This window comes from Microbacterium azadirachtae, from assembly GCF_000956545.1.
Taxonomy (GTDB): Bacteria; Actinomycetota; Actinomycetes; order Actinomycetales; family Microbacteriaceae; genus Microbacterium; species Microbacterium azadirachtae.
Genome location: NZ_JYIT01000070.1, coordinates 46,675 through 65,907 on the forward strand (window position 1 = coordinate 46,675; position 19,233 = coordinate 65,907).

Here is a 19,233-nt window from a genome sequence, read left to right on the forward strand (position 1 = left end):
GGTCGATCCGCCGCGATTCGCCTCCGCTGCGCGGGCACGGCAGAATCGACGCACACCCCGCTTGCAAGGAGACGACGCCATGGCGCAGCCCGACACCGCACGACTGCTGATCACGTGCGCCGACCAGCCCGGCATCGTGGCCGCCGTCGCGGGAGTGCTCGCCGCGCACGAGGTGAACATCATCTCCCTCGACCAGCACTCCACCGACGCGGAGGGCGGCCGCTTCTTCCAGCGCACGGTGATCCACCGCGAGGGGCTCGCCGCCGCCCGCCCGGCGCTCGAGGCCGACCTCGCCGCGGTCGCGGAGCGCTTCGGCATGGAGTGGTCGCTGCACGACGCGTCCAAGCGCAAGCGGGTCGCGATCTTCGTGTCGAAGTACGACCACTGCCTCATGGAGCTGCTCTGGCGCACCCAGCGCGGACAGCTCGACATCGACGTCACGATGGTCGTCTCCAACCATCCGGATCTCGCCGAGTCGGTGCGGTCGTTCGGCGTGCCGTTCGTGCACATCCCCTCCGGGGACAAGGCGGAGATGGAGCGCCGCCAGCTCGAGCTGCTGCAGGGCAACGTGGATCTGGTCGTGCTCGCGCGCTACATGCAGATCCTCACGGACGACTTCATCGAGAGCCTCGGCGCCCCGGTGATCAACATCCACCACTCGTTCCTGCCGGCGTTCATCGGCGCCAACCCGTACGCCAGGGCCAAGGAGCGCGGTGTGAAGCTCATCGGAGCCACCGCGCACTACGCCACGGCCGACCTCGACGAGGGCCCGATCATCGAGCAGGACGTCACCCGCGTGACCCACGCCGACTCGGCCGCCGAGCTGCAGGCGCGCGGCGCCGACGTGGAGCGGCTCGTGCTCGCGCGCGCGGTGCAGTGGCACGCCGACGACCGCGTCATCGTGCACGGCCGCTCGACCGTCATCCTCTGACCCGGAGCATTCCCCCTCGCTCCTGACCGGCGTCAGACCGCGGGGATCCCCGCGGCGAGCTCGGCGAACGCCTCGGCCGCGGTCGCAGCACGCGCGAGCGGCGCCGCCTGTCCCATCCACAGCGACTGCAGGTCGGTCTTCTCCTGCTCGCCGGCCGCGGTGCGGAAGCGTCCGGTGATCCAGTTCTGCGCCGGGAAGGGCGCGATCGTCCCCGCGGCCTCGATCTCGGTGATGGCCCGGTTGCGCGCGCCGCGGGCGAGCCGGCCGCTCATCGCCCGGGTGAGCACCGTCTGCTCCGGCGGTGTCGCGCCGATCGCGGCGCGGTGCCCGGCGTTCGCGGCCGACTCGGCCGTCGCGAGGAACGCAGTGCCGACCTGCACGCCCTGCGCGCCGAGCGCGAACGCCGCGGCTGCTCCGCGGCGGTCGGCGATCCCGCCTGCCGCGATCACCGGCACATCGACCGCGTCGACGACCTGAGGCAGCAGGGCGAACAGTCCGATCAGCGACTGCTCGGCGCTCCCGAGGAACGACACGCGGTGCCCGCCCGCCTCGAGCCCCGTCGCGACGATCGCGTCGACGCCGCCGTCCGCGAGCGCACGAGCCTCCGCCACGGTCGTGGCCGTGCCGACGACACGGATGCCGCGGCGCTGCGCGTCGGCCACGAGCGCGGTCGACGGCACCCCGAACACCACGCTGAGCACCGCGGGAGCCGCCTCGAGGATCGCGTCGATCTGCTCCTCGACCGGGGGCAGGTAGCGCTCCGGGCGGGCAGGCGGCTCGAGGCCAACCTCGGCGAAGAACGGGGCGAGCGCCGCCGCGTACCCGTCGTGCTCGGGCCCGGGAACGACTTCGTCGCCCGTGGGCAGCCAGATGTTCACCGCGAAGGGCGCGTCGGTCGCCGCACGGATCCCGGCGATCGTGGTGCGGATGCGGTCGCCGTCGTAGCCGTACAACCCGTACGACCCGAGACCGCCGGCGTCGCTCACCGCCGCCGTGAGGGGGATCGAGCTCAGCCCGCCGAACGGACCGAGGATCACAGGGGTGCGGATGCCGAGGAGATCGGTGAGGGCGCTCATGCCTCCGAGGCTACGCCGCGACCCGCCTCGCGGGCCGAGACTCAGTCGGGGACGACGGGGATGGATCCGGTGAGCGGAGAGGGCGGCTCCTCGTCGGGGCCCGAGCCGCGGCGACGGCGGGCGCCCGCGGTGACCCCGATGCTGGCGATCACGACCAGGGCCACCGCGGCGAGGCGCAGCGGTGACGCCTGCTGCCCCAGCACGAGCAGACCCGCGAGCGTCGCGAAGACCGGCTCCAGGCTGAGCAGGATCCCGAAGATCCGCTGCGGCAGCCGACGCAGAGCGGCGAGCTCGAGGATGTACGGGATGACCGAGGAGAGCAGCGCCGTGAGCGCGGCGAGCCCGAGCAGATGCGGATCCGCCACCGCCGTGATCGCGGCGGGCACCCCGAACGGCAGCAGCAGCACCGCGGCGACCGCGAGCGCCACGGCGAGCCCCTCCGTGCCGGTGGTGAGCGCGCCGACGCGAGTGCTCATCCGGATGTACATCACCCAGAACGCCGCCGCGATGAGGGCGAACAGCACCCCCAGCGGGTCGAGGGCCGCCGCCCCGAGCAGCCCGTCGACCCCGAGCAGGGCCATGCCGACCAGGGCGACGCCGACCCAGACCGCATCGGCCAGGCGACGCGTGAGCACCGCGGCCAGCACGAGCGGTCCGAGGAACTCGATCGCGACGGCCGGGCCGATCGGGATCCGGTCGATCGCGGCGTAGAAGCTGCCGTTCATGGCGGCCAGCGAGATGCCGAACAGCACCGCGGCCGTCCACTGCGCGCGATTCCAGCGGTTGAGCCGGGGGCGGGCGATCACCAGCACGACGATCGCGGCGATGAGCACGCGCAGCGCGGTGACGCCCCACGAGCCGAGGGCCGGGAAGATCGTCGTCGCGACCGCCGCGCCGAACGGCAGCGAGAGGCAGGATCCGACGACCAGCAGCACGCCGAGCGCGGGCTGCTGCCGCGGTTCCTGAGAATTCACCCCTCAAGCCTGGCACGGGAGCCGGGTCCGGCGCGCCGTGCGACGTCCTCAGCGCGGGGTGAGGCCGACCCGCAGCGGGGCGCCCGGCGCCGCCGCCTCCACGAGCGCGGCGTCCACCGCCGCCAGCGGATGCACGGCGCCCACCGCGTCGGCGAACGGATAGGCCCGGCCGCGTCCGCCCATGAACGCCGCGGCGGCCTGCAGCTCGGACCCCGTGTAGTTGTGCACCCCGGCGACCGAGACGAGTCCGCGCACGATGCGCTCGGCGTCCAGCGGCACCGGATCCGCGGGGAACACGCTCCCCAGCAGCACCACCGCCCCGCCCACGTCGACGGCGTCGAGTGCGGCGCCGACCGCGTGACCCGAGGCCTCGACGACGAGGTCGAACCCCTCCTCGGCGGCGTCCTCCGGCTCGAGCGCGGTGAGTCCGAACCGCTCGGCGAACGCGCGCCGGGCCGGATCCGGATCCGCGATCCGCACCTGTGCGCCCAGCTCGGCGGCGATCACCGCGGCGGTGAGCCCGACCAGTCCGGCGCCGAGCACGAGCACGCGCTCGCACGCGAGCACGGCGGCCTCAGAGGCCGTGGGAGACGGATCCGGACGGCTCCGTCCGCGCAGGGCGGCGCCCCGGGCGATGCCGGCCCAGGCGGTCGCGGTCGCGCACGAGACCGGCGCGAGCGCGGCCGCGGGCAGGGCCTCGGGGACGCGGACGATCGCCGTGCCCTCCCGCAGGTGCACGTGCCCGGCGAAGCCGCCGGTGAGCTCCCAGCGCGGCTCGATGCGCGCGTGCCCGTACTTCGCGAGCGTCCGGCACTTCTGCGTGAGCCCCGCCACGCAGCGGTCGCAGTGCCCGCACGACACGGTGACCGACCACACCACGCGGTCGCCGATGTGCAGTTCCGCACCCTCGACGGATCGCGCCCCCTCGTCGCCGATCGCGATGATCCGGCCGACGCTCTCGTGCCCGAGCACGAGCGGCGCGGGCGCGTGGCGGCGTCCCTGCACGGTGTGGATGTCGGATCCGCAGATCGTCGACATCTCGACCGCGATCAGCACATCGTGCGGGCCGAGGGCCACGCCGGGCACGGCGAGCGCCTCGTGCGGCATCCCGACGCCGAGCCAGGCCATGGCGACGGCGGCCGGTCGCAGCGGCACGTCGTGCCGGTGCACTCCTTCGGCGGGGCGGGCCAGCGCCGCGCGCACGTCAGCCCGCCGCGATCGGCGCGAGGGCCGGGAGCAGCCCGCGCTCGGAGAGCGCCGCAGCGAGGGCGGTCACATCGGGCAGCACCGCGTCGGGCTCCGCCGCCTCGAGCGCCGCGGCGTCATGCGCACCGCTGAGCACTCCGGCCACGAAGCCGGCTCCGGCCCTCCGGCCGGACTCGACGTCACTGACGGTGTCGCCGGCGACGGCCACCGCCTGCACCGACGAGGCGCCCGCGCGCAGCAGGGCGGTCAGCACCAGGTCGGGCGCGGGGCGGCCCCGACCGGCGTCGATCGGGGACAGCACGCCGTCCACGAGATCGCGCCAGTCCAGCGCGTCGAGCAGCGCGTCGCGCGTGACGGGGGCGAAGCCGGTGGTCAACCACACCTTCAGCCCGGCGCCCCGCAGCGCGCGGATGGCGTCTGCGGCGCCCGGGATCTCCGTCGCGCCCTGCTCCGCGACGATCTCGGCGTAGGCGGTCTCGAACTGGGCGGTGGCCCGCTCCGCGGCGGCGACGTCTCCGCCCGCGAGATGGGTGAACACGTCGATCTTGGACTGCCCCATCGTGTCGCGCACGTACTGCAGGGCGTCGCCCCAGCCGATCCGTGCGGCGACGCCGGTGCGCTCGGCAGCGCGCTGGAACGCCTGCTCCACGATGCCGTCGTCGAGCACGGTGGTCCCCGCCATGTCGAGCACGACCAGTTCGATGGGGGTGTGCGGGCTCATGCGTTCTCCTCCTGTGCGATGCCGCCGACGGTGGCGGACGTTCCGATGCCGCCGACGATGGCGGGCGTGTGTGCGTCTGCGGATCCGGCTGCCGACGCGGATCCCGCCGCGTCCCAGTCGAAGACGCGAGACGTCTCGAGCTCGGCGAGGCCGAGCCCGGTGGTCATGCCGATGCCCGTGGTCGCGGCGAGCGCGAGCACGCGCGGCGCGACCTCCTCGACGAGGAACTCCGAGCCGGCCGCGGCGTACACGCCCTGCCAGCGTTCGAGCACCCGGACCGACCGCACGTCGAACAGGGCCTCCGCCTCGGCGAGGAAGGCGTCGAAGGCGGCCTCCGGCTGGAACGGCCCCGGCTGGACGGCCTTGTGATGCGAGTCGCCGAGCAGCAGCGTGCCGTCGGGGAGCTGGGTGTACATCTGGTTCAGGTCGAGCGCGGCGAGCTCCGGGCGCTCCGCGTGCAGGCGCTCACGCAGCGGCGTCGCCGATCGGAGCTCCGCGAACCGGCGATAGCGCACGAGGGACCAGCCCGTGAGCAGAGGGGCGGGGAGCGGCCGCGGCAGGTCGGCCGAGACGCGCATCATGTCCAGAGCGCAGCGGATGACGCCTGCGCGCTCGGCGAGATCGGGCAGCAGCTGGTCCAGGTCGTGGTTGACGGCGACGACCACGTCGGCGGCGGCGATGTCGCCCCGGGTGGTCCGCACGATGCCGGTCCCCACGGCGGTCACGGCGGTGCGGAAGCGGAACTCCACGCCGAGGCGCGCGAGGTGGCGCACGATCGCGCCGGCGGCCTCACGCGGGTTCACCTGCAGATCCCCGAGCACCTGCGCGCCGCCCCGCGCGACGTCCGGCCGCACAGGGGCGAGCGCGACGATCTCGGCGGCGGTGAGCAGCCGGATCCCCTCACCGGCCTGGGCCTGCGCCGCCTCGTCGAGCAGGGCGAGCTCGTCGTCGGCGCGGGCGACCACCAGCGTGCCGCTCTCTCGCGCCCAGAAGCCGGCGTCGGCGGCCAGGTCCAGCCAGATCGCCCGCGACGCCTCGCCGTAGGTGCGCGCCGGCCCTTCCTGGGCGCCGATGCAGAGGTGCCCGAAGTTGCGGATCGAGGCGCCCACCGGGCGGTCGGTGCGGTCCACGACCACGACGCGCAGGCCGCGCCGCACGGCTGCGTACGCGGCGCCGAGGCCGACGATGCCGGATCCGACGACCGCGACGTCGAAACGGTCGCGCACGGGGCTCTCCCCGGAACCGAAGGCGCTCATCGGAAGACCCTCCGCATCCACATCGCCAGTGCCTCCACCACGAGCACCGTGGCGAGGATCATCAGCACGATCGCGGTGACGACCGGATACCGGGAGCCCTGGCCCGCGTTCAGCAGGTAGTAGCCGACCCCGCCGCCGCCCACGATGCCGAGGATCGTCGCGGCGCGGATGTTGGTGTCGAGCATGTAGAAGCTGTGCCCGATGAGGGCGCGCGTGCCCTGCGGCACGGTGGCCGCGGCGTAGGTCTGCAGGCGCGTCGCGCCGACCGCGCGCAGCGCGCGCTCCGGTCCGCGGTCGACCTCCTCGAACGAGTCGGCGATGAGCTTGCCGAGCAGTCCGATGCCGCCCACGGCGAGCGCGACGATGCCGGCGGTCGGGCCGAGGCCCGTGACGACGATGAGCACGATCGCGAGGATGAGCTCGGGGATGCCGCGGATCCCGACGAGGAGGAACCGGGCGATGCCGCGCACGGTGCCGTTCGGTGCGACGTTGCGCGCTGCGAAGGATCCGAGCAGCAGCGACGGCAGCAGGGTGAGCACCGTGGCGGCGAGCGCGATGGCCACCGTGTCGCGCATCGCGCCGAGCATGACCGCCGCGTCGTAGGCGCCGAAGCTCGGCGGCCAGAACTTCGCCGCGGTCTCCGGGATCTTCGCCCACACCGTGAGGAGGTCGCCCCACTGGATCTGGCACACGAGCACGCTCCCGACGACGATCGCCGCGGCGACCCATCCGGCGATCGTGTTGCGTCGGCGCTCCGGCGTCCACGGTCGGCGCAGGGCGGTCGCGGGCGATGCCGCCCAGCCGGGCGCAGCGGGGCGACCGGTCGCCTCGGCCGCGGTCGACGAGGGCGCCGCGGCGGTGCCGCGCAGCCGCGGATGCAGGATCCGGTCGATCCACGAGCGCGTCTGCGCCGTCTCGCCCAGCATCGCGCCGCGCACGGCGCTGGAGACGATCTCCATCACGACGCAGAGCACGAAGATCACGAGGGCGATCCCCAGTCCTCGTCCGTAGTTCAGCGCCTTGAAGGCGTACGACATCTCCAGGCCCAGGCCGGCGACGCCCACGTAGCCGAGCACGACACTGCCGCGCAGGTTGATGTCGTTGCGGTGCAGCACGGTGGCGACCCAGCTCGGCAGCACCTGGGGCAGCACGCCCGCTGTGAACTGCTGCAGCTTGGTGCCGCCGGCGGCGCGGATCGCGAGGCGCGGACCCTCGTCGATCTGCTCGATCGCGTCCGCGAACATCTTCGAGATCATGCCGATCGAGTGGATCCCGATCGCGAGGATGCCGGGCAGCGTGCCCAGCGAGAAGACCAGCACGAACGCCATCGCCAGCACGACGTCGGGGATCGAGCGGGTGAGCACGCCGAGGAAGCGGGCGATGCCGCGCCAGACCGGGCCGGGCGTGGTGTTCGCGGCCGCGAGGTAGGCGATCGGCACCGAGAGCGCCGCGGCGACCAGCGTGCCGACCAGCACGAGCCCGACGGTGAGCGCGATCAGCCAGAGCAGGTCGAGAGGAGCCGGGAAGGTCAGCGCCCCGACGCGGGTCATGAACCGCTGCGCGTTGCCCCAGCTCTGGAACACGCCCGCGAGCGAGAAGCCGCTCTGCGCGAGCGAGACGATGCCGAGCCCGACGAGGGCGATGAGCGTGAGCGACGCGGCGATGCGCTCCGGCGAGACGCGGGGGCGCGGGGCGCGCGACAGCAGACCGCCGGTGTACCCGTGGCGGCGCGGGGCGGCGACCGAGGTCATGCGCGCGCCTCGGCGGGGGTCGCGACGCCCTGCTCGATGAGCTCGTTCGCGACGGCGGTCAGGTCGGCCGTGGTCGTGGCGACCCGGCCGTAGATCTCCATGACCTCCGCCTTGCTGAGGCCGGTCGTCGGGGTGTTCAGCACGACCTCGCCGTGCCGCAGGCCCACGATCCGGTCGGCCCAGCTGATCGCGAGGTCGACCTGGTGCAGGCTGCACACGACCGTGAGGCCCTGGTCGGCGGCGATCTCGCGGATGAGCGCCATCACCTGGTCGCTGGACTCCGGGTCGAGCGAGGCGACCGGCTCGTCGGCGAGCAGGATCTCGGGACGCTGCATGAGCGCACGGGCGATCGCGACGCGCTGCTGCTGCCCTCCCGAGAGCGTGTCGCTGCGCTGGTAGGCGCGCTCGAGCAGGCCCACCCGCTCGAGGTGTCCGAGGGCGCGCAGCTTCGCGTCCCTCCCGTAGCCCCAGAGCCCGAGACGCGGACCGCGCACGGAGGACAGGGATCCTGTCAGCACGTTCTCCAGCACGGTCAGCGAGGGCACGAGCTCGAACTGCTGGAAGATGAAGCCCACCCGGCTGCGCAGCGCGCGCAGGGCTCTGCCCTTCAGGGACGGCACCGAGGCGCCGAGCACCTCGACGGCACCCGAGGTCGGCGTCTCCAGGCCGTCGAGATGCCGCAGCAGCGTCGACTTGCCGGATCCGGAGAGGCCGAGCAGCACGACGATCTCGCCGCGTGCGACCTCGAGGTCGGCGCCCTTCAGGGCGGTGGTGGCGCCGAACTGCTTGGTCACGCCGGCGAGACGGATGACCGGCTCTGACGAGGCGGGGGTGCTCATGGTGGTGTGCTCCTGGGTGTGAGACGGGGTGGCCGCAGGGCCGCCGGACGGTGCCGACGACCCTGCGGAGGTGATCCTCAGATCACTTCTTGCACTGCTCGGCCTTCGTCTTCTCGCAGATGTCGCGGATGATGTCGTAGTACTTGTCGTCGACCGGCTTGGTGGCGTAGAAGGTCGCCTTGAACGCGTCGCTGTCGGCGCCCTTGATGCCCGCCTTCACGATGTCGTCGATCGTGATCTCCTTGAGGGCGGAGACCACCTTGTCGGCGGTCTCCTTCGGCAGCGCCGAGTTGTAGACCAGCGGCGCGCCGGGAACCATCGTCTTGTCGACGACGGTGACCTTGTCGCTCTTGGCGACCTCGGAGTCCTCGGCGAAGCCCGCCTCGCACTCGGTGCCCTCGCCGACCTTCTGCACGCTCACGTCGTGCTTGCCCGCGAAGACGGGGGTGACGCCCGTCTTGGGGTCGATGCCGTCCTTGAGCAGGTTGTAGCTCGGGAAGAGGTAGCCCGAGGTCGAGGACGGGTCCACGAAGCAGACCTTCGTGCCCTTGAAGTCCTTGATCGAGCTGATCGAGGAGCCCTTCGGCACGATCGCCTCGGAGTAGTAGCCCGGCTCCTGCCCCTGCTTGGTCACGATCGACGAGATCGGGGTCAGCTTGGCGCCGGCGTTGGTGGCGGTGATGTAGGTGAAGCCGGAGAACGACGCGACGTCGACCTTGCCTGCGACGGCGGCCTCGATGAGCGCGGCGTAGTCGGTCGACTCGTGGTACTCGACCTTCTTGCCGGTCTGCTTGGCGATGTAGTCCATGAGCGGCTGGTAGTTCGTCTGCGTGTCGACCGAGTCGGGCACGACGCCGAAGACGAGGGTGTTCGCGTCGACGGCGTAGCCGCCGTTCGCGGCGGCGGGCGTGTCGGTGCCGGTGGCGGCGCCGGCGGTGCCGGAACACGCGGCGAGACCGAGGGCGAGCACGGCGGCGCCGGCCGCGACGGTGAGAGCGCGAAGCTTCATGAGGACCTTTCGGGTTCTGGTGCGGAGGGAATCCTCGAAGACTCTCTCAAGCTCGGCGACGAGATGTATACCTAACTCGGCACTGTTCCTCGACTGTTCACCGGCGATTCTCCTGAATGAACACGGCAGGAACAGGGCAGCCTCCGGACCATGCGACGAAGTAGTATGCCTATGTGCCCGAGGTTGTCTACACCCAGATCGCCGACGACCTGCGCGCCAGGATCGCCTCCGGCCGGCTGCGCCCGGGCGACGCCGTGCCCACCGAGGCCGAGCTCGCCGAACGCTGGAGCACCTCGCGCGGCCCGATCCGCAACGCGCTCGCGGCGCTGCGTGCGGAGGGTCTCATCGAGACGGCGCGCGGACGCCCGGCCCGCGTCGTGGAGCGCAAGGCCACGCAGGCCGTGGACGTGTCCGTGCCCTTCACGCGGTGGGCGCGCGAGCTGGGCGCGCGCCCGGGGGCGCGCACGCAGGAGCTGAGCCTGCGCCGTGCGGGCGTCGAGAAGGCGCAGGCGCTCGGCGTGGATCCGGACGACACGATCGTGAGCGTCACCCGGCTGCGCTTCCTCGACGACCGCCCGACCATGCTCGAGCGGCTGTTCTACACGGAGGAGGTCGGCCGCCTGCTGCTGTCGGTCGACACGGACGCGATCTCGATCACCGAGTTCCTGGCCTCGCAGGGGCATCCGATCGTCGGTCTGCAGCACGAGATCGACGCGGTCGCGGCCGACGAGCAGGACGCCGCGCTGCTGCAGGTGCCCCCGGGCACCCCGATCCTGCGCCTCAGCCGCACCTCCCGCGATGCCGAGGGCCGGATCTTCGAGGCCAGCGAGGACCGCTACCTCTCCAGCATCGTGCGCTTCACGGTCTCCGGATCCGGGATCTCCCCCGACGGCCAGTACCTGCGCGCGGTCGGCGGCTGAAGCCCGCGCGGGGCGGGTCTCGGGCCGCACGTCCGCCAACTAAGCCGACCGGCTTGATTGAGTGTACGATGTGTCGCACGACCGGTGGCTCTCCGGGCGTTCCTCCCCGGGGGGCGGAGTGCGTCCGGAGGAGCCGGCTCTCACACCGCGAGCAGGGCGATCCCGGCGACGACCACCGCCGACGCGCCCACCCGCCACGCGGGCTTCCCCTCGTGCAGCACGAAGGCGCCGAACAGGCTGACCAGCACCACGCTCACCTCGCGCAGCGGTGCGACGAGCGCGACCGGGGCGAGCTGCACGGCGTGCAGCACCAGGATGTACGACAGCGGCGAGAGGATGCCGAAGGCGAGGATCCGCCGCCACTGGATCCGGCCGAGCGCCGCCACCGCCCTCCAGCGCCCGCGCACGGCGAACGAGTAGAACGGGATCTGCACGAGCGTCGTCCCCACCATGAACGCGACCGGGTTCAGCGACAGCGAGCGCACGACGAACGCGTCCCACACTGTGTAGCCCGCGATCGCGACGCCGGTGAGCAGCCCGAACAGGAGTCCCGGGTCGATCCTGGGCCGTACCGCCCCGGCGCCCCTTCCCTCGATCTCCGAGGCCCTCGCCGTCGCGGATCCGGCACGGTCGACGAACCCGATCGCGACGATTCCCGCGATCACGACGCCCACGCCCACCAGGGCGAGAGGGGTGGGCCGCTCGCCGAACAGCAGCATCGCGATGATCACCGACAGGAACGGCCCGGTGCCGCGCGCGGTCGCGTACACGGTCGAGAGGTTGCCGACCCGGTAGCCGTGCTGGAGCACGACCATGTAGGCGACGTGCAGCACGCTCGACACGAGCACGCCGAGGAGGAAGGCTCCCAGATCGGTCGTCCCGACGCCGCCCGTGACGGGCACGGCGCCGATCCAGACGATCGTGCTGGAGACGGCGCCCCACCACAGGAACGGATAGCCGGCGCGGCTGACGCCGTGCGCGAGCACGTTCCAGCCGGCGTGCGCGACGGCGGCGGAGAAGACGAGGACGAAGGCGAGAAGCGACATGGGGAACCCTCCATCCGCCGCGGGCGCGACGAACGTGGTTCCTCCAGGCTTTTGTCCGTTCAGATGACGCCCGCCCCACGGAGGGCCGACATGGCGCCGCTCGGACCAGGCGGGCGGACCCCGGAACCCTAGGCGCTGTCCCCCTCACCCTAACCCGGCTCAGGATCCTCCACAGTCGCCGATGGAATACTGGAGTCGTTCACGACGAGGAGGTCGCCGGTGGCGGACAACGAACGCGCGCTCGAGGAGGGCATCGTCACCGATCTCAAGGATCGGATGACCTACGGCTCCTACCTCGACCTGGATCGCCTGCTCAGCGCGCAGCATCCGGTGAGCGTGCCGCAGCATCACGACGAGATGCTGTTCATCATCCAGCACCAGACGACGGAGCTGTGGCTCAAGCTCGTGCTGCATGAGCTCGGCACCGCGCGCGACCGCCTCGCCGAGGACGACCTGCGCTCCGCGCTCAAGCACATGGCCCGGGTGAAGCACATCCAGGAGGTGCTCACCCAGCAGTGGTCGGTGCTCGCGACCCTCACGCCCACCGAGTACGCGGAGTTCCGCGGCGACCTCGGAAACTCGTCCGGGTTCCAGTCGGTGCAGTACCGCGCCGTGGAGTTCGCGCTCGGCAACAAGAACGAGCGGATGCTGGGCGTCTTCCGCGACCACCCCGGGAACCTCGCGATGCTCACCGCCGAGTGGGAGCGCCCCACGCTGTACGACGAGTTCCTCCGCTTCGCCGCGCGGCGCGGGCTGCCGATCCCGGCCGAGATCCTGGAGCGCGATGTGCGCGAGCCGTACCGGATGCACGACTCTCTGGTGCCGGTGCTCACCCAGGTCTACGAGAACCCGCACGAGCACTGGGACCTCTACGAGGCGTGCGAGGAGCTCGTGGACGTCGAGGACAACTTCCAGTTCTGGCGCTTCCGGCACCTGCGCACCGTGACGCGCACGATCGGCCGCAAGATCGGCACCGGCGGATCCAGCGGCGTCGACTTCCTGCAGCGCGCGCTGGATCTCACGTTCTTCCCCGAGCTGTACGCCGTGCGCACCGAGATCGGGCGGTGACCGCATGGCGGAGGCCCTGTACATCGGCGGATTCACCGATCATCATGTGCATCTGCAGCTCGTGGACACCACGCACCTCGAGGAGACGCGCCTCGGCCGCGGCCTCGACCTCGGCTCGGACCCCGTCGAGATCGCCCGCATCGCCGGCGCGGTCTCCGCACGCTTCGGCCACGACCCCGGCGGCATCTCGATCTCGTATGCGGGCGCGTTCCTGACCCCGCCGGGCGGATACCCCTCCGACCGGGCGTGGGCGCCGCGCGGATCCGTGCGCGAGGTGGCGACCGTCGCCGATGCCGCCGCCGCCGTCGCCGAGATGAAGGCGGCGGGCGCCTCGGTCATCAAGGTCGCCAGCAACAGCACCGCGGGACCGGTGTTCAGCGACGAGCTCCTCGCCGGGATCGTCCGCGCTGCCGACGAGCTCGGGCTGCCGGTCGTCGCGCACGCGGAGGGGCCGGGCGAAGCGCAGCGCATGCCACGGCTCGGCGTGCGGGCGCTCGCGCACGCCCCGTTCACGGAGCGGCTGAGCGACGACGAGGTGGCCCGTCAGGCCGGGCGGATCGCCTGGATCTCGACCCTCGGCATCCACGACGGAGACGCGCGCGAGATCGCGATCGACAACGTGCGCCGCTTCCACGCCCACGGAGGCACCGTCCGGTACGGCACCGATATGGGCAACGGCGACACCCCGGTCGACCTGAACCCGCTCGAGCTCGACGCGCTGCGCGAGGCCGGGATCCGCGGCGCGGCGCTGATCCGCGCCCTCGTCCCCGTGGCCGCCACGACCGGCCGGCGCTTCCTCATGCCCGCGCGCGACGCCGATCCCTTCGACATCGAACCCGTCCACCTCGAATCCGCCGACCCGGAAGGCACCTGATGAGCGACCACGCCGTCCCCTCCCCCACGGACACCGACGCAGCGCTGCTCTCCGAGGCGCGCGCCCTCGACGCCGCCGACCCGCTGCACGCGCACCTCGACGCGTTCCTGGAGGCGCCGGGCGTGCAGGCCTACCTCGACGGCAACTCGCTGGGCCGTCCGCTCGCCGTGGTGCCCGAGCGGCTCGCCGCCTTCGTGCGGGAGGACTGGGGCACCCGCCTCATCCGCTCCTGGGACGAGCAGTGGATGGACCTCCCCGAGCGTCTGGGCGACCGCATCGCCGAGGTGACGCTCGGCGCCGCCCCGGGGCAGACGATCGTGGCCGACTCGACGAGCGTGCTGCTGTACAAGCTCATCCGCGCCGGAGCGGCCGCGGCCGGCGCGCCGGCGGGCCCGGACGGCGCGCGCACCGAAATCGTGATCGAGGAGGGCAACTTCCCCACCGACCGCTTCATCGCCGCAGGCGTCGCCGCGGAACTGGGCATGGATCTCGTCTGGGTGCAGCCGGATCCCGTGCGCGGCGTGACGGTCGACGACCTGGTGCCGGTGCTGTCCGCGCGCACCGCGCTGGTGGTGCTCAGCCACGTCGACTACCGCTCCGGGGCGCTGGCCGACATGGCCGCCATCACGGCGCAGGTGCACGACGCCGGCGCGCTGGTGCTCTGGGACCTGTGCCATTCGGCCGGGTCCGTGCCCATGCAGCTCGACGCCTGGGGCGCGGACCTCGCCGTCGGCTGCACCTACAAGTACCTGAACGGCGGGCCGGGATCCCCCGCGTTCGCCTACGTGCGCCGGGATCTGCAGGCGCAGATCCGCCAGCCGATCCAGGGCTGGTGGAGCGCCGCCGACATCTTCGCGATGGGGCCGCGGTACGCGCCGACGCCCGGCATCCGGCAGCTGCTGAGCGGCACCCCGCCGGTGACGAGCATGCTCGCGATGCAGGCGATGCTCGACCTGATCGCCGAGGCGGGCATGGCGGCGGTGCGCGCCAAGTCGGTCTCCCTCACCGACTTCGCCGTGCGCGCCGCGGACGAGGTGCTCGCCCCGCTCGGCGTGCGGCTGCTGAGCCCGCGCGACAGCGCGCTGCGCGGCGGTCACATCACGATCGGCCACCCCGAGTTCCAGGCGGTGACGCAGCGCCTCTGGGGCGAGGGCGTCATCCCCGACTTCCGGTTCCCGGACGGGATCCGCCTCGGCCTGTCCCCGCTCAGCACCTCGCACGAGGAGACGCTACGCGGCGTGGTCGCCGTGCGGGACGCGCTCGCCCTCGGGGGCCGCTGAGCGGCACGCGCGTCTAGACCGCGCCGAGGTCGATGCCGACCGGCGCGGGCTCGGCGTAGGCGACCTCGCGCCACACGTCGCCGAGGCGCTCGAACGACGTGACGCTGCTCAGCGCGCAGCGTCGGGTGCGCGGATCGTGCCGCAGCGGCAGCCCCGCGACGGACAGGTGGGTGATCCAGATCGGCGCCTGATGCGAGACGAACACCACGTCTCCGCCGTCGGCGTCGTGCCAGGCCTCGTCCATCGCGTCGCGCATGCGCGCGGCGATCGATGCGTAGGGCTCGCCCCAGCTCGGCAGCGCGGGGCGGCGCAGGTGCCGCCAGTTCCACGGGTTCATCAGCGCCCGGCGCATCTGCGTGCCCTCGAACACGTTCCAGGGCTCGATGATGCGCTCGTCGAGCACCGGGGCGATCCCGAAGAGGTCCGCGAACGGCGCGGCCGACTCCTGGGTGCGCTCCAGCGGGGAGCAGCGCAGCGTCGACACCGGCCGCTGGAGGGAGGCGACGTGGTCGGCGGCGGCCTGTGCCATCCGCCGACCCTCGTCGCTGAGGTGGTACCCGGGCAGCCGCCCGTACAGCACGTGCGCAGGGTTGAAGACCTCTCCGTGCCGGACGAGGTGCAGGCGATCCGCGGGCATCAGCTCAGAAGGCGTCCGCTCAGGCGCGGCGGTACTGGGCCGAGCCGAACCCGATGATGAAGTACCCGATGAACGAGAACAGCCAGAGCAGGAAGAACGAGAAGACGCCGCCCTTGCCGAAGTTCTTGCCCAGCTTGATCGCCACGATGATCGACATCACGATGTTCACGATCGGGATCAGGTACAGCAGCACGAACCAGCCGCTCAGGCCGGCGATCTTGATCAGGAAGATCAGGTTGACGATCGGGATCAGTGCGAGCCAGCCGGCGTAGCCGGCCTTGGTGAAGACCTTCCAGAGCGCGATCACGACGATCACGTAGAAGATCAGCGCGAAGACGCTCGTGGTGCCGGAGAACAGCGAGGCGTAGATGTTGCCCGCGGCGTCGGTCGGGTCGTCGGTGGGGAGGATGTGCATGTGTAGCGCCTTCCAGGGGGTCGGACGATGGGTGGTGCTGCCGCGAGTCTAGTGATGCGCATCCGCTCCCCACGAGGCATCCGGCCCGTCCCCGTAGAATGACGGGGATCCCTTTTCCCTAGTTGGAGGCGTATTCCGTGCTTCGCACCCACACGGCAGGCTCACTGCGAGCCGAGCACATCGGTCAGACCGTCACCCTTGCGGGGTGGGTCGATCGCCGTCGTGATCACGGAGGAGTCGCCTTCATCGATCTGCGGGACGCCTCCGGGATCGCCCAGGTGGTCATCCGCGACGAGGAGATCGCGCACCCGCTGCGCAGCGAATTCGTGCTCCGGGTGACCGGCGAGGTCTCCCGCCGCCCGGCCGGGAACGAGAACCCCAACCTGCCGTCCGGCGAGATCGAGATCGTGGCGCAGGACGTGGTCGTGCTGAACGAGTCGGCCCCCCTGCCGTTCCAGGTGTCCTCGGGCCTCGCCGAGACCGACCCCGTGGGCGAGGACGTGCGGTTCAAGCACCGCTACCTCGACCTGCGCCGCCCGGCCGCCATCGCCCCGCTGCAGCTGCGCTCGAAGGTCTACAAGGCGGCGCGCGACGTGCTGCACGAGCGCGGCTTCACCGAGGTGGAGACGCCGACCCTCACCCGCTCCACGCCGGAGGGCGCGCGCGACTTCGTCGTGCCCGCGCGCCTGCACCCCGGCAGCTGGTACGCCCTGCCGCAGAGCCCGCAGCTGTTCAAGCAGCTGCTCATGGTGGGCGGCGTCGAGAAGTACTTCCAGATCGCGCGCTGCTACCGCGACGAGGACTTCCGCGCCGACCGTCAGCCCGAGTTCACCCAGCTGGACATCGAGATGGCCTTCGTCGACCAGGAGGACGTCATCGAGATGATGGAGGCCGTCGTCCGGGCGATGTGGGCGACGATCGGCGTCGAGGTGCAGACCCCGCTGCCGCGGATCACCTACGCCGAGGCGATGGCGAAGTACGGCTCCGACAAGCCCGACCTGCGCTTCGGCCTCGAGCTGGTCGAGGCGACCTCGTACTTCTCCGAGACGACCTTCCGCGTGTTCCAGGCCGACTACGTCGGCGCGGTCGTGATGCCCGGCGGCGCCGCGCAGCCCCGCAAGGTGCTGGACGCCTGGCAGGACTGGGCCAAGCAGCGCGGCGCCCGCGGCCTCGCCTACGTCCTCTTCAACGAGGACGGCACGCTCGGCGGCCCCGTCGCCAAGAACCTCTCCGAGACCGAGCAGGCGGGCCTCGCCGAGCTCGTGGGCGCGAAGCCGGGCGACTGCGCCTTCTTCGCGGCCGGCTCCGCGAAGGAGTCGCGCGCTCTGCTCGGCGCCGCCCGCGTCGAGATCGGACGCCGCCTGGGCCTGCTCGACCCCGACGTCTTCGCGTTCACCTGGGTCGTCGACGCGCCGATGTTCGAGCCGGCCGCCGATGCGGTGGCGTCGGGCGACGTCGCCGTGGGAGCCGGCGCCTGGACGGCCGTGCACCACGCGTTCACGGGTCCGAAGCCCGAGTTCGAGGCGACGTTCGACACCGACCCCGGATCCGCTCTCGCCTACGCGTACGACATCGTCTGCAACGGCTCCGAGCTCGGCGGCGGCTCGATCCGCATCCACCGCGAGGACATCCAGAAGCGCGTCTTCGAGGTCATGGGCCTCTCCGACGAGGTCGCGCAGGAGCAGTTCGGCTTCCTGCTGGACGCGTTCAAGTTCGGCGCCCCGCCGCACGGCGGCATCGCGCTCGGCATGGACCGCGTGCTGCAGCACCTGTCCAAGACGGACTCGATCCGCGAGGTCATCGCGTTCCCGAAGACCGGCAACGGCTTCGACCCGCTCACCGCAGCGCCCGCCCCGATCACCGCGGAGCAGCGCAAGGAGGCCGGCGTCGACGCGGTCGCGGAGGACGACGCCCTCGAGCCCGTCGAGGCCTGACCGACCCCCGGGGTCGTCGAGCGAGGACGGCGAAGCCGCCCGAGACGAGACGCGGTCCCTCAGCGATACCGCGTCTCGTCTCGCTCCGGCTGCGCCGCCGCTCGCTCACCGTCCGGAGGGGCGGGTCTTCCTCGCGTGAAAGGATCGGATCATGCTCGCCGCACTGACGCTCCCGGTCCCGCTCGACACCCGGATCGGCGCGGTGACGCTGCGCCGCGCGCACGGGGAGGACACCGCCGCGATCGTGGCGCTGCTCGCCGATGACGCGATCAGCGCCGCGCGCGGCGACACCGCATCGGACGACGACCTGCCCGCCTACGCCGCGGGACTGCAATCGGTGCTCGCCGACGACTCCAACGACCTGCTCGTGGCCGAGCACGACGGCGCCGTCGTCGCCACGTTCCAGCTGACCCGCATCCCCGGGATGTCCCGCCAGGGATCCACCCGCCTGCTCGTCGAGGCCGTGCGCGTGAGCTCGGAGCTGCGCTCGAGCGGCGTCGGATCCGCGCTGATGCGCTGGGTCATGGATGTCGCCACCGCGGAGCTCGGCAGCCCGCTCGTGCAGCTCACGTCCGACGCGAAGCGCGTCGATGCGCACCGGTTCTACGAGCGCCTCGGCTTCGCCGGCTCCCACCGCGGCTTCAAATACCAGGCGCCTGCCGGACGCTGACCGACTCCTCGTCGCGGCGCGGCGCGCCTCGCTCCGGGCCGGGGCGTCACGCCTCGTCGGGATCCGACAGGTCCTCGACGGCGACGGGTGTGCGGCCCGCGAACATGACGCCGATCCCGTACTCCTCCCCGATCTCCAGGGCGCTCTCCGCGAAGCGCAGCATCCAGGTGCCGTCCTGCCACACCACCGCCTCGGGCGCGCCGAAGGGCGGCTGCTCCCCCGCCAGGAGCGCCTGATCGCGCGCGGACAGCGCCGGCCCGGCCAGCTCCTCGGCGAGGAACGCCGTGGCCGCGTCGACGAGCGCCGCGAATTCGGATGCGATGCCCTGAGCCGTCTCGAGCGCCTCCGCGGTCGGCGCCTCGGCGGGCTCGGCCACGATGCTCACGGTCCCGCCGCCGTCACCGCCTTCGATCCCCGCCACCCAGCACGCGATGCCCTCGGGCGCGTCGATGCGGATGAGGGTGGCGGCGTCGAGCTCGATCGCGTCGGGAAGGTCCATGCCTTCGATCCAACCAGTCGCGAGACGGGGACGGTAGTCGAGCAGGCCTCCACGGAGCGGATCGGATCCTTGCCGTTCATCGCACGTTCACCCGCCTCCGCAACGCCGGTAACCCGCCCGCCGTACA

The 19,233-nt window shown here is 72.2% G+C and carries 19 protein-coding genes; 7 read left to right on the forward strand and 12 right to left on the reverse strand.

What is annotated here, in order from left to right; translation table 11 throughout:
- Positions 1-79 precede the first annotated feature (79 nt).
- Positions 80-931 (forward strand): formyltetrahydrofolate deformylase, encoded by an 852-nt coding sequence (gene purU, locus RL72_RS07265; protein WP_045250151.1) that lies wholly within the window; start codon positions 80-82, stop codon positions 929-931.
- Positions 932-963: 32 nt separating this feature from the next.
- On the opposite strand, the gene RL72_RS07270 is transcribed toward purU, so the two are convergent.
- From RL72_RS07270 to RL72_RS07305, 8 genes are all read right to left on the reverse strand, one after another.
- Positions 964-2,007 carry an NAD(P)H-dependent flavin oxidoreductase gene (locus tag RL72_RS07270; RefSeq protein ID WP_045250152.1) on the reverse strand — a complete coding sequence of 348 codons (1,044 nt, stop codon included), beginning with the start codon at positions 2,005-2,007 and terminating at the stop codon, positions 964-966.
- Between the two features lie 41 nt (positions 2,008-2,048).
- Positions 2,049-2,981, reverse strand: a complete 933-nt coding sequence (locus tag RL72_RS07275) for an EamA family transporter (protein WP_045250153.1) — start codon at positions 2,979-2,981, stop codon at positions 2,049-2,051.
- Between the two features lie 48 nt (positions 2,982-3,029).
- Positions 3,030-4,184 carry an alcohol dehydrogenase catalytic domain-containing protein gene (locus tag RL72_RS07280; protein ID WP_045250154.1) on the reverse strand — a complete coding sequence of 385 codons (1,155 nt, stop codon included), beginning with the start codon at positions 4,182-4,184 and terminating at the stop codon, positions 3,030-3,032.
- Position 4,185: 1 nt separating this feature from the next.
- Positions 4,186-4,908, reverse strand: coding sequence for a phosphonatase-like hydrolase (locus RL72_RS07285; protein WP_045250155.1), 723 nt, complete (start codon positions 4,906-4,908; stop codon positions 4,186-4,188).
- A complete protein-coding gene (locus RL72_RS07290) occupies positions 4,905-6,164 on the reverse strand; it encodes a TIGR03364 family FAD-dependent oxidoreductase (protein WP_082072240.1) in 1,260 nt (419 codons plus the stop codon). The genes RL72_RS07285 and RL72_RS07290 overlap by 4 nt, the downstream gene beginning before the upstream one ends.
- Positions 6,161-7,915 carry a phosphonate ABC transporter, permease protein PhnE gene (gene phnE, locus RL72_RS07295; RefSeq protein ID WP_045250156.1) on the reverse strand — a complete coding sequence of 585 codons (1,755 nt, stop codon included), beginning with the start codon at positions 7,913-7,915 and terminating at the stop codon, positions 6,161-6,163. Before phnE ends, RL72_RS07290 begins: the two co-directional genes overlap by 4 nt.
- Complete coding sequence (phnC, locus tag RL72_RS07300; RefSeq protein WP_045250157.1) at positions 7,912-8,754, reverse strand: phosphonate ABC transporter ATP-binding protein; 843 nt, start codon at positions 8,752-8,754, stop codon at positions 7,912-7,914. The genes phnE and phnC overlap by 4 nt, the downstream gene beginning before the upstream one ends.
- Before the next feature lie 82 nt (positions 8,755-8,836).
- On the reverse strand, positions 8,837-9,763 hold the full coding sequence (locus RL72_RS07305; RefSeq protein ID WP_045250158.1) for a phosphate/phosphite/phosphonate ABC transporter substrate-binding protein: 927 nt from the start codon (positions 9,761-9,763) through the stop codon (positions 8,837-8,839).
- A gap of 173 nt (positions 9,764-9,936) precedes the next feature.
- On the opposite strand from RL72_RS07305, the gene RL72_RS07310 reads away from it, so the two are divergent.
- The gene (locus RL72_RS07310) at positions 9,937-10,683 is read left to right on the forward strand and encodes a GntR family transcriptional regulator (protein ID WP_045250159.1); all 747 of its coding nucleotides are present in this window, start codon (positions 9,937-9,939) and stop codon (positions 10,681-10,683) included.
- A gap of 140 nt (positions 10,684-10,823) precedes the next feature.
- Here the strand turns inward: RL72_RS07310 and RL72_RS07315 are convergent, their stop codons facing one another.
- Positions 10,824-11,729 (reverse strand): EamA family transporter, encoded by a 906-nt coding sequence (locus tag RL72_RS07315; protein ID WP_045250160.1) that lies wholly within the window; start codon positions 11,727-11,729, stop codon positions 10,824-10,826.
- Between the two features lie 276 nt (positions 11,730-12,005).
- Between RL72_RS07315 and RL72_RS07320 the strand changes: the two genes are divergently transcribed.
- From RL72_RS07320 to RL72_RS07330, 3 genes are read left to right on the forward strand one after another with little or no spacing between them, the layout of a single operon-like run.
- Positions 12,006-12,797: a tryptophan 2,3-dioxygenase gene (locus RL72_RS07320; RefSeq protein ID WP_082072244.1), complete on the forward strand. Its 792-nt coding sequence runs from the start codon at positions 12,006-12,008 to the stop codon at positions 12,795-12,797.
- Between the two features lie 4 nt (positions 12,798-12,801).
- Positions 12,802-13,671: an amidohydrolase family protein gene (locus tag RL72_RS07325; RefSeq protein WP_052674245.1), complete on the forward strand. Its 870-nt coding sequence runs from the start codon at positions 12,802-12,804 to the stop codon at positions 13,669-13,671.
- Positions 13,671-14,951: a kynureninase gene (locus tag RL72_RS07330; RefSeq protein ID WP_045250162.1), complete on the forward strand. Its 1,281-nt coding sequence runs from the start codon at positions 13,671-13,673 to the stop codon at positions 14,949-14,951. Before RL72_RS07325 ends, RL72_RS07330 begins: the two co-directional genes overlap by 1 nt.
- 13 nt (positions 14,952-14,964) lie before the next feature.
- On the opposite strand, the gene RL72_RS07335 is transcribed toward RL72_RS07330, so the two are convergent.
- Together RL72_RS07335 and RL72_RS07340 are read right to left on the reverse strand one after the other, a co-directional pair.
- Positions 14,965-15,588: a histidine phosphatase family protein gene (locus RL72_RS07335; RefSeq protein ID WP_045250163.1), complete on the reverse strand. Its 624-nt coding sequence runs from the start codon at positions 15,586-15,588 to the stop codon at positions 14,965-14,967.
- A 19-nt stretch (positions 15,589-15,607) separates the two neighbouring features.
- Entirely contained in the window at positions 15,608-16,003 is a 396-nt protein-coding gene (locus tag RL72_RS07340; protein WP_045250164.1) for a DUF5684 domain-containing protein, read from the reverse strand.
- Between the two features lie 137 nt (positions 16,004-16,140).
- Between RL72_RS07340 and aspS the strand changes: the two genes are divergently transcribed.
- On the forward strand, positions 16,141-17,937 hold the full coding sequence (gene aspS, locus RL72_RS07345; protein ID WP_045250165.1) for an aspartate--tRNA ligase: 1,797 nt from the start codon (positions 16,141-16,143) through the stop codon (positions 17,935-17,937).
- Between the two features lie 151 nt (positions 17,938-18,088).
- Positions 18,089-18,607, forward strand: coding sequence for a GNAT family N-acetyltransferase (locus RL72_RS07350; protein WP_045250166.1), 519 nt, complete (start codon positions 18,089-18,091; stop codon positions 18,605-18,607).
- A gap of 46 nt (positions 18,608-18,653) precedes the next feature.
- Here RL72_RS07350 and RL72_RS07355 read toward each other — a convergent pair whose 3' ends face one another.
- Positions 18,654-19,106, reverse strand: a complete 453-nt coding sequence (locus RL72_RS07355; protein ID WP_045250167.1) for a hypothetical protein — start codon at positions 19,104-19,106, stop codon at positions 18,654-18,656.
- Positions 19,107-19,233: the final 127 nt, after the last annotated feature.

What these genes read in the sequence shown, in the direction of transcription:
- purU (WP_045250151.1), top strand. Translation starts at nt 80, where the DNA reads ATGGCGCAGCCCGACACCGCACGACTGCTGATCACGTGCGCCGACCAG.
- RL72_RS07270 (WP_045250152.1), bottom strand. Translation starts at nt 2,007, where the DNA reads ATGAGCGCCCTCACCGATCTCCTCGGCATCCGCACCCCTGTGATCCTC.
- RL72_RS07285 (WP_045250155.1), bottom strand. Translation starts at nt 4,908, where the DNA reads ATGAGCCCGCACACCCCCATCGAACTGGTCGTGCTCGACATGGCGGGG.
- RL72_RS07290 (WP_082072240.1), bottom strand. Translation starts at nt 6,164, where the DNA reads ATGAGCGCCTTCGGTTCCGGGGAGAGCCCCGTGCGCGACCGTTTCGAC.
- phnE (WP_045250156.1), bottom strand. Translation starts at nt 7,915, where the DNA reads ATGACCTCGGTCGCCGCCCCGCGCCGCCACGGGTACACCGGCGGTCTG.
- phnC (WP_045250157.1), bottom strand. Translation starts at nt 8,754, where the DNA reads ATGAGCACCCCCGCCTCGTCAGAGCCGGTCATCCGTCTCGCCGGCGTG.
- RL72_RS07305 (WP_045250158.1), bottom strand. Translation starts at nt 9,763, where the DNA reads ATGAAGCTTCGCGCTCTCACCGTCGCGGCCGGCGCCGCCGTGCTCGCC.
- RL72_RS07315 (WP_045250160.1), bottom strand. Translation starts at nt 11,729, where the DNA reads ATGTCGCTTCTCGCCTTCGTCCTCGTCTTCTCCGCCGCCGTCGCGCAC.
- RL72_RS07320 (WP_082072244.1), top strand. Translation starts at nt 12,006, where the DNA reads ATGACCTACGGCTCCTACCTCGACCTGGATCGCCTGCTCAGCGCGCAG.
- RL72_RS07325 (WP_052674245.1), top strand. Translation starts at nt 12,802, where the DNA reads ATGGCGGAGGCCCTGTACATCGGCGGATTCACCGATCATCATGTGCAT.
- RL72_RS07330 (WP_045250162.1), top strand. Translation starts at nt 13,671, where the DNA reads ATGAGCGACCACGCCGTCCCCTCCCCCACGGACACCGACGCAGCGCTG.
- RL72_RS07335 (WP_045250163.1), bottom strand. Translation starts at nt 15,588, where the DNA reads ATGCCCGCGGATCGCCTGCACCTCGTCCGGCACGGAGAGGTCTTCAAC.
- RL72_RS07340 (WP_045250164.1), bottom strand. Translation starts at nt 16,003, where the DNA reads ATGCACATCCTCCCCACCGACGACCCGACCGACGCCGCGGGCAACATC.
- RL72_RS07350 (WP_045250166.1), top strand. Translation starts at nt 18,089, where the DNA reads ATGCTCGCCGCACTGACGCTCCCGGTCCCGCTCGACACCCGGATCGGC.
- RL72_RS07355 (WP_045250167.1), bottom strand. Translation starts at nt 19,106, where the DNA reads ATGGACCTTCCCGACGCGATCGAGCTCGACGCCGCCACCCTCATCCGC.